This window comes from Streptomyces canus, assembly GCF_001514145.1.
Taxonomy (GTDB): Bacteria; Actinomycetota; Actinomycetes; order Streptomycetales; family Streptomycetaceae; genus Streptomyces; species Streptomyces canus.
The window spans coordinates 252348-263943 of record NZ_KQ948664.1 but is presented as its reverse complement, the minus strand read 5'-3'; the positions used below and the strand labels follow the sequence as shown (position 1 = coordinate 263943).

Below are 11596 nucleotides of genomic sequence, written 5' to 3'. Positions count from 1 at the left end.
GGACTCCGTGGCCAAGGTCACGTCCGCCGGTCCCCGGCACGCCGACCGGGCCCGGACGTCCCCCGGAAGAAGAACCCGAACGAGCGCTTCCCACCGACGACATGAAGGGCCCAGCAGCGTCGGCTGCCGGGCCCTTCTCAGGTCGGGGGGCTACAGGTACGGTCCGCCCGAGCGGCCGCCGGCGCGCGGGTCGACACCATCCTCATGGCCGCCGACGCCCGGGGGCAGCGCGCGCCGCATCGACTCCAGCTGGGCCCGCGCGGCCATCTGCTGGGCGAACAGCGTGGTCTGGATCCCGTGGAAGAGACCCTCGAGCCAGCCCACCAGCTGGGCCTGGGCGATGCGCAGTTCCGCATCACTGGGGGTCACGTCGTCGTTGAAGGGGAGGGAGAGCCGCTCCAGCTCCTCCACGAGCTCGGGGGCCAGACCGTCCTCCAGCTCCTTCACCGAGCTGGAGTGGATCTCCTTGAGCCGCGCCCGGCTGGCCTCGTCGAGAGGAGCCGCGCGCACCTCTTCGAGCAGCTGCTTGATCATGCTGCCGATCCGCATGACCTTGGCGGGCTGCTCGACCATCTCCGTGACCGGAACCTCGCGGGAATCGTCGTCACCCCCGCCGCCCAGCGCCATCCCGTCCTGGCCCACGACCAGGATCTGGGGACTTTCCGGCGAACCTTCGTTCCTCGGCATCTCCATGCCGCCATTCTCTCGCACCCGTACACCTCACCAGTGAGGTGCCCCCGCTACACGCTGATCCACCGTCCGCGAAGCGGATCGCTCCCCTGGCGTCGCCCGGAATGCCGGTCTCATACCTGGATGCCAGTCTTGTCCCGTGACTCCCTGGCTACGTGCGACGGTACTGGCGATCGTGGTGGGCTCGAGCACCCTCGTCCTGCCGCAGGGCGGCCTGCTGTACGGGACACCTCAGGCCTACGGCGCCGAGTTGCACCCCCTCACCTCAGGCGGCACCGCGAGCGCGTCGCCCTCCTTCACGGACTCGCGGTCGCCGCTACGGAGGACCGACTGGTCCCTCGTCACCGGGACCCCGCCGCGCGCCGCCGGGAGCTCGTCGTCCTCTCCTTCCGACATCCCGTCGAGCGCGGTCGCGGGCCACGGACCGCGGCACCCCGCCACGAGCCCCGCGCCCTCCCGGGCCGCCGACCCCTCGGATTCCCCGCGGGGCCATGGCCCGGAGCGCGCCTCCCCCTCGGCCTCCCTGGCTCCCTCTCCCTCTGCCGCCACACCGTCCCGCGCCGGAAGCCGTGCGGGTGAGGGGCGGGAGCGGCCGGGGCGGCGGGAGGAGCCGGTGGAGGAGGACGCGGACGCCGACGGCACGGACTCCGGGGAGACCGAGGCCGGGGACGGCGACCTCACCGTCGGGTCGGAGCCGCCCCCGCGGACCGCCGTGGCACCGTCACGACCCGCGCAGCGGCCCGCGGCCGCGCCCAAGGTGTTCATCCTGCCGCTGGGCACCGGGCTGGTGCTGGTCGGCCTGGGGCTCGGGCTCGGCCTGTTCGCGCTGCGGATACGGCGCGGGTAGGGCCGCGGGAACGCCTATGGCGTGACCAGCAGGACCTTGCCGATGTGGCCGCTCTCCTCGACGACCCGGTGCGCGGCGGCCGCGTCGCTCATCGGCAGCTCGCGGTCGACGACGGGGCGGATGTGCCCGGCGTCCAGCAGTGGCCACACATGCTCGCGTACGGCCGCCACGATCGCCGTCTTCTCCTCCAGCGGGCGTGCCCTCAGCGAGGTCGCGCTGATAGCGGCGCGCTTGTTCAGCAGCGTGGCGATGTTCAGCTCGCCCTTGATGCCGCCCTGCATGCCGATGATCGCGAGCCGTCCGTTGACGGCGAGTGCGTTGACGTTGCGGTCGAGGTACTTCGCGCCCATGTTGTCCAGGATGACGTCGGCGCCCGCCCCGTCGGTGGCCTTCTTCACCTCGTCGACGAAGTCCTGTTCCCGGTAGTTGATCAGGATGTCCGCGCCGAGCTCGGCACAGCGGTCCAGCTTCTCCGGTGTGCCCGCGGTCACCGCGACCTTGGCGCCCACGGCCTTGGCGAGCTGGATCGCCATCGTGCCGATGCCGCTGGAGCCGCCGTGCACCAGCAGTGTCTCGCCGGGGCGCAGGTGGGCGACCATGAAGACGTTCGACCAGACCGTGCAGACCACCTCGGGCAGCGCGGCCGCCCGCCGCACGTCGAGGCCCTTGGGCACGGGCAGCAGCTGTCCGGCCGGTACGGCGACCTTCTCTGCGTAGCCGCCGCCCGCGAGCAGCGCGCACACCTCGTCGCCGACGGCCCAGCCGGAGACACCGGGGCCGACCTCGGCGATCCGTCCGGAGCATTCCAGGCCGGGGTAGGGGGAGGCGCCGGGCGGGGGGTTGTAGAAGCCCTGCCGTTGCAGGATGTCGGCGCGGTTGACGGCGCCGGCCACCACCTCGACCAGCACCTCGCCCTCGCCGGCCACGGCATCCGGCACCTCGCTCCAGACCAGCGCCTCGGGCCCACCGGGTTCGGGAATCGTGATCGCATGCATGCGCCCGACGCTACTCCTCGGGCTCCGCGCTTCCTCGGCACCCGCCGGTGCTCGGTCCGCGGTCCCATGCGGTCTCCACCCTTGGACCGGTCTCCCCGAAATTCCCTGTGCACCACCGATGAGTTTGCGCGACGGTAAAGGTCTCCCCATGCGTACCCCAAGAGCGCGGAAGGACATCCCACCATGAGCCAGCACACGTCAGCCCTGGCCATCGAAACCGCGGGCCTGGTGAAGACGTTCGGCGAGACCAGGGCCGTCGACGGAGTCGACCTCGCCGTGCCGGCCGGCACGGTGTACGGCGTCCTCGGCCCGAACGGCGCCGGAAAGACCACCACCGTGAAGATGCTCGCCACCCTGCTCAGGCCCGACGGCGGCGAGGCCCACGTCTTCGGCCACGACGTGGTCCGCGAGGCCGACGAGGTCCGCGGCCGGGTCAGCCTCACCGGCCAGTACGCCTCCGTCGACGAGGACCTCACCGGCACCGAGAACCTGGTCCTGCTGGGACGCCTCCTCGGCCACCACAAGAAGGCCGCACGCGAGCGTGCCGGGCAGCTCCTGGAAGCCTTCGGTCTTTCGGACGCGGCCGGGAAGCAGGTCAAGCACTACTCCGGCGGCATGCGGCGCCGTATCGACATCGCCGCGTCCATCCTCAACACACCCGAACTGCTCTTCCTCGACGAGCCGACCACCGGCCTCGATCCGCGCAGCCGCAACCAGGTCTGGGACATCGTGCGCGCGGTCGTCGCCCAGGGCACCACCGTGCTGCTGACCACGCAGTATCTGGACGAGGCCGACCAGCTGGCCTCCCGGATCGCCGTCATCGACCACGGCCGGGTGATCGCCGAGGGCACGAAGGGCGAGCTGAAGGCCTCGGTGGGCGCCGGGACCGTACATCTGCGGCTCAGGGACGGCGGACGGCGGCCCGAGGCGGCGGAGATCCTACGACGGGCCCTGGACGCCCAGGTGCAGCTGGAACCGGACTCGGTCGCACTGACGGCCCGGCTCGGCTCGGCGACCGGTGACACCGCCGCCGAACAGGCCTCGCGCGCCCTCGCCGAACTGGCCCGCACCGGGATCACCGTCGACAACTTCTCGCTGGGCCAGCCCAGCCTGGACGAGGTCTTCCTCGCCCTCACCGGACACGACACGCACGAGGCCCGAGACGCCCGCGACGACAAGGACGAGGTGGCGGCATGAGCACCGCGACACAGACCGAGGCCCAGGACCTGGCCCCCGTCAGCGCGGAGTCGCTGGCCGCGCTGCTGGTCACCGGGGAACGTCCGCCGCGCCCGAGCGCCCTGTCGGCCTCGCTGACCTTCGGCTGGCGGGCGATCCTCAAGATCAAGCATGTGCCGGAGCAGCTCTTCGACGTCACCGCGTTCCCGATCATGATGGTGCTGATGTACACGTACCTGTTCGGGGGCGCCCTGGCCGGGTCCCCGAAGGAGTACATCCAGTTCCTGCTGCCGGGCATCCTGGTGATGTCGGTCGTGATGATCACCATGTACACCGGTGTCTCGGTGAACACCGACATCGAAAAGGGCGTCTTCGACCGGTTCCGCACGCTGCCGATCTGGCGGCCGTCGGTGATGGTCGGCTACCTGCTCGGCGATGCCCTGCGCTACACGATCGCGTCCGTCGTGATGCTCACCGTCGGGGTGATCCTCGGCTACCGCCCGGACGGCGGTGTGGGTGGTGTGCTCGCCGGGATCGCCCTGCTCGTCGTGTTCTCGTTCGCCTTCTCGTGGATCTGGACGATGTTCGGGCTGCTGCTGCGCACCGAGAAGTCGGTGATGGGCGTCAGCATGATGGTGATCTTCCCGCTGACCTTCCTGTCCAACGTCTTCGTCGACCCTCGCACGATGCCGGGCTGGCTCCAGGCCTTCGTCAACAACAGCCCGATCACCCATCTGTCCTCGGCCGTGCGCGGGTTGATGGCGGGCGACTGGCCCGCCGACGAGATCGCCTGGTCGCTGGGGTGGGCGGGCCTGTTCATCGCGGTCTTCGGCCCTGTCACCATGCGGCTCTACAACCGCAAGTGATCACTGCGAGGGCATGGGAGGCAGCGGGCGCGCGTCGGGTGCCACCTGTGTGCCCGGCGTCGCGCGCACGATCGTGATCAGCCGGTCCGTCAGCTCCAGGGTCCCGATGGCCGGATCGTCGTAGCCGAGCACCCGGTGCCCGCGCAGAACGCTCACCACCAGGTCTTCCGTCTCCCTCGGCTTCCTTCCCACCTCGGCCTTTATGACCGGCCGTTCGACGAGGTCGAGCCCGCTGCCCTGCTGGATGAGGTCCTCCATCACCATGCCGGCGGCGGGGCTGAGCACCGAAAGACCGAGGAGCCGGCCGGCCGCACTGGCGCTGGTGATGACCGCGTCGGCGCCGGACTGCTTGAGCAGCGGCGCGTTCTCCTCCTCGCGCACGGCGGCCACGATCTTGGCGCCCTTGTTGAGCTGCCGGGCGGTCAGGGTCACGAGGACGGCCGTGTCGTCGCGCTGGGTGGCGATGATGATCTTCCGTGCCCTGTGCACCTCGGCTCGCATGAGCACTTCACTGCGTGTGGCGTCCCCGACGATCCCCGCGTATCCGTCGGCGGTCGCGGCGTCGATCGCCTTGCCGCTGGGGTCGACCACCACGACCTGCTCCTTCTTCAGACCCGTCGCGCAGACGGTCTGGATCGCCGACCGGCCCTTGGTGCCGAAGCCGACGACGACGGTGTGGTCGCGCAAGGTGGACCTCCAGCGGTTGAGCCGCCACTCCTCCCGGGTGCGTTCGGTGAGGACTTCGAGCGTCGTGCCGACCAGGATGATCAGGAACAGCACACGCAGGGGCGTGATGACGAAGATGTTGGTGAGCCGGGCGGCATCGCTGACCGGGGTGATGTCGCCGTATCCGGTGGTGGAGAGGGTGACGGTCGCGTAGTACCAGGCGTCGAGGAAGTCGACGGACTGGTCGGAGTTGTCGTTGTAGCCGTCACGGTCGGCGTAGACGATCAGGGCGGTCGCCGCCAGGACCAGCAGGGCCATCAGCACCCGCTTGGCGACCTGGCGGAACGGGTGCTCCACCACCTTGCGCGGCAACTTCACCTTGTGGGTCACGAGATGCTCGTCCGCCTGGCGGGCGATCGCGTCATGGCCCGGAAGTTTCACGTGAAACACACCCCGATTCCGGCGGATGCCCAGGGCAGATCAAGCAGTTCGGCCTCCTGCCCCGGCCGGGCACCCCCGGGCGGTACGACGGCCAGGGCATCGGCGGCCGCGATGCCCCGCAGCATGGCCGGGCCGTTGTAGTGCAGCGGAACCGCACTGTCACCACGCAGGACGACCGGGACGAGCCGGGTGTCGTACGGATGACCGTGGGCCTCGTCCCGCAAGGGCAGCGTGTACGGCTCCGGAGCCGGACGGGCAGCCAAGGTGCGCAGCAGCGGCTCGGCGAGCGTGAGCAGGCCGGAGACCGCCGCCAGGGGATTGCCGGGCAGGCCGACGAGGTGCTGGTTCTCCTTGGTGCGGGCCAGCAGCATGGGGTGGCCGGGGCGCACCTTGACGCCGTCGACCAGGAGTTCGGCACCGATACGGCCAAGGACGGGGTGGACGTGGTCGACGGGTCCGGCCGCGGTGCCGCCGGTCGTGACGATCACGTCGGCGTCGGAGCCGGTGACCGCCTTGCGCAGGGCCGCGGCGGAGTCACCGAGCCGGCGTACGGCGGTGACCTCGGCGCCGAGCGCGCGCAGCCAGGGCGGGAGCATCGGCCCGAGCGCGTCCCGGATCAGGCCGTCGCGCGGAGCACCCTCGGTGAGCAACTCGTCGCCGAGGACGAGGACTTCGACGCGGGGGCGGGGGACAGCGGTGAGAGTGTCGTATCCGGCGGCCGCGGCAAGACCGAGGACGGCCGGGGTGACGAGGGCGCCGGGCGGCAGGAGCTGGTCGCCGCTACGGCACTCCTGTCCGCGCGGGCGGATGTCCTGACCGTGGACGACCTCGCGGGTGGCGTGCAGCCTGCCCTTCTCGTCGGTCTGTCCGTGCTCGCTGCGCAGGACGGCGGTGGTGTCCGGGGGGATGCGCGCGCCGGTGGCGATCCGGGCCGCCTCGCCGTCGGTGAGGGGCGCGGGCTCGGCGTGTCCGGCCAGTACGCCCTCGTCCCGTACGGCCCAGGGGCCGGGTCCCGCGACCGCCCAGCCGTCCATGGCCGAGGTGTTGAAGGAGGGGAGGTCGGTGAGGGCGTCGAGGGGAGCGGCCAGGGTGAGGCCGAGGGCGTCCTCGAGCCGCACCGAGACGGGGGCGCGGCGGGCGCCGCGGGTCACGGCACGGGCGGCCCGGGCGGCCGTGGCGCGGGCCTCGGCCCAGGGCGTCGCCTTGTGGTGGGCGTGCGGTTCGGGCGCGCGGCCTGAGGCCTGGGGCGGGGGGGCCGGGGCGCGGTGGGCGGCGCCGTTGTCTTCCTTCACCAGCGCCAGCGCCTCCTCGACGTCGAACTCGTCGGCCTCCTCGCCGCTGCGCAGGGACCGGGCGGTCATCCGGCGTCCGGGCGGGTATCGGGGCCCCCGTCGGGCGTAGCGCTGTCGCCGTCGGTCTCGTCGGCCCAGCGCAGGGCCAGGGCCGCGGCCTTGCGGGAGGCCTCGGCGACCGCCTCGGAACCACCGCCTGCCTGCGCGGCGGCGTAGCCGACGAGGAAGGTGGTCAGCGGCGCCGCGGGCCTGGCCACGCCGTGCGCGGCGTCACGGGCGAGGTCGAGCAGCACGCCGGTGTCGACGTCGAGGTCGATGCCCAGTTCGTCCTTGACTGCGGAAATCCATTCATCCAACACGTGCCCATGCTCCCTGATCCGTGCCCTGGCGGTGGCGATGTCGTCCCAGGTGTCGCAGTCGAAGGACGCGACGGGGTCGGGGACGCGGGTGAGGTCGAGCGCGGCGGTCAGCCGGCGCAGCGGAAGGCCGGTGAGAGCGCCGTGCTCCTTGGTGAGCCCGGCGAGTTCGTGGCGCAAGGAGGTCGCGCGGTACGCGGCCACCAGCGGCTGGTCGCGGCCGTCGGCGTCGGTGAGCAGCACGCCGTCGGCGCCGCCCGTGCGCAGGACGGTCAGCAGCAGACGTGCGGTGCCCTCCTGGAGGAAGGGCAGGTCGGCGGAGAGCACCAGGACGTACCGCGCCGTGGTGTGCCGCAGGCCGGCGTCCAGGGCGGCCAGCGGGCCGCCGCCGGGCGGGTCCTCACGGGCCCAGGTCACCGGCCGGGCGGTGGGGCGGGGGTCGGCGACGACGACGGTGGTGCCGGCGTCGGCGCAGGCGGCGAGGACGCGGTCGAGCAGGGCGCGTCCGCCCACCCGCACACCGGGCTTGTCCGCGCCGCCGAGTCGCCGGGCGGCACCCCCGGCGAGCACGACCACGTCGTACACGGGACCGGCGCCCGGGTCGCGCGAGGGCTCGTACGAAATCACCCTCCGAGTATGCGTGCCGCCACGATCACAGGGAACGCGCGGCAGCGCCGCGATCGCGCGGTGCGGGTGCCGGGGCCGCGACCGGGGTGGGCCGGCGCCGCGGTCACAGGGTGCGCAGCAGGACCGCCGGCTGTTCCACGCAGTCCGCCACATACCGCAGGAAACCGCCCGCGGTGCCGCCGTCGCACACCCGGTGGTCGAAGGTGAGCGAGAGCTGGACGACCTGGCGCACCGCCAGCTCGCCCTCGTGCACCCACGGCTTGGGGACGATACGGCCGACGCCGAGCATGGCCGCCTCGGGGTGGTTGATGATCGGCGTGGAGCCGTCGACGCCGAACACGCCGTAGTTGTTCAGCGTGAAGGTGCCGCCCGTGAGTTCCGCGGGGGTGAGGGTGCCGGTGCGGGCCGCCTCGGTCAGCCGGGCGAACTCCTCGGACAGGGCCTCGGTGTCCCGCGCGTGTGCGTCCTTCACGACCGGCACGACCAGTCCCCGCTCGGTCTGCGCGGCGAACCCCAGATGCACGGCGTCCAGCCGGACGATCTCTCTGGCCGCCATGTCCACGGTGGAGTTGAGCTCGGGGAAGCGGGCGAGGGCGGCGGTGCAGATCCGGGCGAGCAGCGCGAGCAGGGAGATCTTCGGAGCGCCGGTCGCGTTCATCGCGGCACGCGCGCGCATGAGTTCCGTCGCGTCGGCGTCCACCCAGCAGGTGGCGTCGGGGATCTCGGTCCGACTCCGCGAGAGCTTGTCGGCCACGGCGCCCCGGATGCCCTTGAGGGGGACGCGGGTCCCTCCGGGGGTCGTCGCGGGGGCGGTCGCCGGGGTGGCGGACGGTACGGGTGCCGTCCGCGTCTGTACGGCGGCGGCCCGCAGGGCGTACTCGACGTCCGCCCGCAGGATCAGTCCGTCGGGGCCCGAGCCGGTGAGCTCCTTGAGGTCGAGGCCGTTCTCACGCGCGAGCCGGCGCACCAGGGGCGAGATCACCGGAACGGGCCCGTCCACCACGGCGGGGGCACCGGCCTCCGGCTCCTCGACCGGCTCGGCGGGGATGCTCCTGCCGTTCGCGGCCGCGGGTACGGCGGGTGTCGGGCGTACCCTCCGCCGCCGCGCGGGTGCCTCCGAGGTGCCGTACCCGACAAGTACGTTTCCCGAGCCCCCCGCCGCACCGCCGGAGGCCTCCGTCGAACCGCTGGGAGCCTCCGTCGAACCATCGGGGGCCGACGCTCCGACCGCCACCGTGATCAGGGGTGCCCCCACCGGGAGTTCGCTGCCCTCCTCGCCGAAACGGGCCGTGACGACGCCGGCGTAGGGGCACGGGACGTCGACCATCGCCTTGGCCGTCTCGACCTCGACGACCGGCTGGTCGACCGCGACGACGTCGCCGACCTCCACCAGCCAGCGGACGATCTCCGCCCCGGTCAGGCCCTCGCCGAGATCCGGCAGCCTGAACTCCAGCACCTGCGCCATCAGCTCTCCGCCTCCCACTGCAGACGCCCCACGGCGTCCAGGATCCGGTCCACGCCGGGCAGGTGATGACGCTCCAGCATCGGCGGCGGATAGGGGATGTCGAACCCGGCCACGCGCAGCACCGGCGCCTCCAGATGGTGGAAGCAGCGCTCCGTGACCCGGGCCGCGATCTCCCCGCCCGGTCCGCCGAACCCGCCCGACTCGTGCACGACGACCGCCCGCCCGGTCCGCCGTACCGAGGCCGAGACCGTGTCGTCGTCGAACGGCACCAGTGAGCGCAGGTCGACGACTTCGAGGTCCCACCCCTCCTCCCGCGCGGCCTCGGCGGCTTCGAGGCACACGGGGACGGACGGGCCGTACGTGATGAGTGTGGCGCTCCGGCCCGAGCGCCGCACCACCGCGCGGCCTATCGGTTCAACGGTTCGGGGATCGTCCGGGTTCCAGGAGTCCTTCGACCAGTACAGCCGCTTGGGCTCCAGGACGACGACCGGGTCGTCGGAGGCGATGGCGGCGCGCAGCAGGCCGTAGGCGTCGGCGACGGTCGCGGGCGTGACGACGTGGAGCCCCGGCGTCGCCATGTAGTACGCCTCGGAGGAGTCGCTGTGGTGCTCGACCCCACCGATGCCCCCGCCGTAGGGGACCCGGATGGTGATCGGCAGCGGCATCGCCCCGCGCGTGCGGTTGCGCATCTTCGCCACATGGCTGATCAACTGCTCGAACGCCGGGTACGCGAAGGCGTCGAACTGCATCTCCACGACCGGCCGCAGCCCGTACATCGCCATGCCGACGGCCGTGCCGAGGATGCCCGCCTCGGCGAGCGGGGTGTCCGTGCAGCGGTCCTCGCCGAACTCCTTGGCGAGCCCGTCGGTGACCCGGAAGACACCGCCGAGGGTGCCGACGTCCTCGCCCATGACGTGCACGGTGGGGTCGGCCGCCATCGCGTCGCGCAGCGCGCGCGTGAGGGCCTGCGCCATGGTGGCCGGCTTGAGGGCGACGGTGGTCATCGGCGCGTACCCCCGTGAGAGTCGTGCTCGGCTTCGAGCTCGGCACGCAACTGGGCCTGCTGCTCGCGCAGTTGCGGGGTGGGCTCGGCATAGACATGGGCGAACAGGTCCATGGGGTCGAGGACCGGGTCCTGGTTCATGCGCTCGCGCAGCCCGGCGGCGAACTCCTCGGCGTCCTGGCGCACGGCCTCGATGCCGCCCTCGTCGATCAGGCCGCGCTCGGTCAGCTCGTGCTCCAGGAGGGCGATCGGGTCGTGTCCGCGCCAGGTCTCGACCTCGGCGTCGCCGCGGTAGCGGGTCGCGTCGTCGGCGTTGGTGTGGGCGTCCACGCGGTAGGTGATCGCCTCCACCAGGGTGGGCCCGCCGCCCGCGCGCGCGTGGCGTACGGCGGCGCTGAGGACCTCGTGCACGGCGGCCGCGTCGTTGCCGTCGACCAGGCGCCCGGGCATGCCGTAGCCGACGGCCTTGTGGGCCAGCGACGGGGCCGCGGTCTGCTTGGCGAGCGGGACGGAGATGGCGAAGCCGTTGTTCTGGACCAGGAAGACGACCGGGGCCTGCCAGACGGCGGCGAAGTTCAGCGCCTCGTGGAAGTCGCCCTCGCTGGTGCCGCCGTCGCCGACCATGGCGAGCGCGACCACGTCGTCGCCCTTGAGGCGGGCGGCGTGCGCGAGGCCGACGGCGTGCGGGAGCTGGGTGGCGAGCGGGGTGCACAGGGGGGCCACGCGGTGTTCGCGCGGGTCGTAGCCGGTGTGCCAGTCGCCGCGCAGGAGGGTCAGCGCCTGCACGGGGTCCAGGCCGCGGGCGACGGCGGCGAGGGTGTCGCGGTAGCTGGGGAAGAGCCAGTCACGGTCCTGAAGGGCCAGCGCGGCGGCGACCTCGCAGGCCTCCTGTCCGGTGCTGGACGGGTAGACGGCGAGGCGGCCCTGCTTGGTGAGAGCGGTGGCCTGCGTGTTGTAGCGGCGGCCGCGCACCAGCTCGGAGTACAGGCGGCGCAGCAGGGCCGGGTCGGCCTGAGCGGCCGCGTCGGTGCCCAGGACGCGTCGTGGCTCCGCGTCGGGCAGCAGGGGCGCGGGGTCCGTGCGGGGCTGCCATGCGGGCGGCGGCGATGGCCGGTACGCGCCCCGCTGCTCCATGACCGTCATGACGGCACCTCCTCGTGGGAGCGGCTGGT

11 protein-coding genes are annotated in these 11596 nt (G+C 72.5%); 3 read left to right on the top strand and 8 right to left on the bottom strand.

The window, feature by feature from the left end:
- Positions 1-150: 150 nt before the first annotated feature.
- The gene (locus AQJ46_RS28240; RefSeq protein ID WP_059208237.1) at positions 151-693 is read right to left on the bottom strand and encodes a bacterial proteasome activator family protein; all 543 of its coding nucleotides are present in this window, start codon (positions 691-693) and stop codon (positions 151-153) included.
- Positions 694-829: 136 nt separating this feature from the next.
- Here AQJ46_RS28240 and AQJ46_RS28235 point away from each other — a divergent pair, with 136 nt between their 5' ends.
- Positions 830-1537 (top strand): hypothetical protein, encoded by a 708-nt coding sequence (locus AQJ46_RS28235; protein WP_059208236.1) that lies wholly within the window; start codon positions 830-832, stop codon positions 1535-1537.
- Between the two features lie 14 nt (positions 1538-1551).
- Here AQJ46_RS28235 and AQJ46_RS28230 read toward each other — a convergent pair whose 3' ends face one another.
- On the bottom strand, positions 1552-2532 hold the full coding sequence (locus tag AQJ46_RS28230) for an NAD(P)H-quinone oxidoreductase (protein WP_059208235.1): 981 nt from the start codon (positions 2530-2532) through the stop codon (positions 1552-1554).
- 183 nt (positions 2533-2715) lie between these two features.
- Between AQJ46_RS28230 and AQJ46_RS28225 the strand changes: the two genes are divergently transcribed.
- Both AQJ46_RS28225 and AQJ46_RS28220 read left to right on the top strand, forming a co-directional pair.
- Positions 2716-3729, top strand: coding sequence for an ATP-binding cassette domain-containing protein (locus AQJ46_RS28225; protein WP_057609008.1), 1014 nt, complete (start codon positions 2716-2718; stop codon positions 3727-3729).
- Positions 3726-4574 carry an ABC transporter permease gene (locus AQJ46_RS28220; protein ID WP_059208234.1) on the top strand — a complete coding sequence of 283 codons (849 nt, stop codon included), beginning with the start codon at positions 3726-3728 and terminating at the stop codon, positions 4572-4574. Before AQJ46_RS28225 ends, AQJ46_RS28220 begins: the two co-directional genes overlap by 4 nt.
- On the opposite strand, the gene AQJ46_RS28215 is transcribed toward AQJ46_RS28220, so the two are convergent.
- The 6 genes from AQJ46_RS28215 to pdhA form a co-directional block, all read right to left on the bottom strand.
- Positions 4575-5690: a potassium channel family protein gene (locus AQJ46_RS28215; RefSeq protein WP_079072448.1), complete on the bottom strand. Its 1116-nt coding sequence runs from the start codon at positions 5688-5690 to the stop codon at positions 4575-4577.
- Entirely contained in the window at positions 5678-7042 is a 1365-nt protein-coding gene (locus tag AQJ46_RS28210) for a molybdopterin molybdotransferase MoeA (protein ID WP_059208232.1), read from the bottom strand. Before AQJ46_RS28210 ends, AQJ46_RS28215 begins: the two co-directional genes overlap by 13 nt.
- Positions 7039-7956, bottom strand: coding sequence for an NTP transferase domain-containing protein (locus AQJ46_RS28205; RefSeq protein WP_059208231.1), 918 nt, complete (start codon positions 7954-7956; stop codon positions 7039-7041). The genes AQJ46_RS28210 and AQJ46_RS28205 overlap by 4 nt, the downstream gene beginning before the upstream one ends.
- 103 nt (positions 7957-8059) lie before the next feature.
- Positions 8060-9421 carry a dihydrolipoamide acetyltransferase family protein gene (locus AQJ46_RS28200; RefSeq protein ID WP_059208230.1) on the bottom strand — a complete coding sequence of 454 codons (1362 nt, stop codon included), beginning with the start codon at positions 9419-9421 and terminating at the stop codon, positions 8060-8062.
- On the bottom strand, positions 9421-10425 hold the full coding sequence (locus AQJ46_RS28195; protein ID WP_059208229.1) for an alpha-ketoacid dehydrogenase subunit beta: 1005 nt from the start codon (positions 10423-10425) through the stop codon (positions 9421-9423). The genes AQJ46_RS28200 and AQJ46_RS28195 overlap by 1 nt, the downstream gene beginning before the upstream one ends.
- Positions 10422-11567, bottom strand: a complete 1146-nt coding sequence (pdhA, locus tag AQJ46_RS28190) for a pyruvate dehydrogenase (acetyl-transferring) E1 component subunit alpha (protein WP_059208228.1) — start codon at positions 11565-11567, stop codon at positions 10422-10424. Before pdhA ends, AQJ46_RS28195 begins: the two co-directional genes overlap by 4 nt.
- Between the last annotated feature and the right edge of the window lie 29 nt (positions 11568-11596).

Bases quoted from the DNA above. Each gene is read 5' to 3' on its own strand.
- AQJ46_RS28240 (WP_059208237.1), bottom strand. From the start codon at position 693: ATGGAGATGCCGAGGAACGAAGGTTCGCCGGAAAGTCCCCAGATCCTG.
- AQJ46_RS28230 (WP_059208235.1), bottom strand. From the start codon at position 2,532: ATGCATGCGATCACGATTCCCGAACCCGGTGGGCCCGAGGCGCTGGTC.
- AQJ46_RS28225 (WP_057609008.1), top strand. From the start codon at position 2,716: ATGAGCCAGCACACGTCAGCCCTGGCCATCGAAACCGCGGGCCTGGTG.
- AQJ46_RS28220 (WP_059208234.1), top strand. From the start codon at position 3,726: ATGAGCACCGCGACACAGACCGAGGCCCAGGACCTGGCCCCCGTCAGC.
- AQJ46_RS28210 (WP_059208232.1), bottom strand. From the start codon at position 7,042: ATGACCGCCCGGTCCCTGCGCAGCGGCGAGGAGGCCGACGAGTTCGAC.
- AQJ46_RS28200 (WP_059208230.1), bottom strand. From the start codon at position 9,421: ATGGCGCAGGTGCTGGAGTTCAGGCTGCCGGATCTCGGCGAGGGCCTG.
- AQJ46_RS28195 (WP_059208229.1), bottom strand. From the start codon at position 10,425: ATGACCACCGTCGCCCTCAAGCCGGCCACCATGGCGCAGGCCCTCACG.
- pdhA (WP_059208228.1), bottom strand. From the start codon at position 11,567: ATGACGGTCATGGAGCAGCGGGGCGCGTACCGGCCATCGCCGCCGCCC.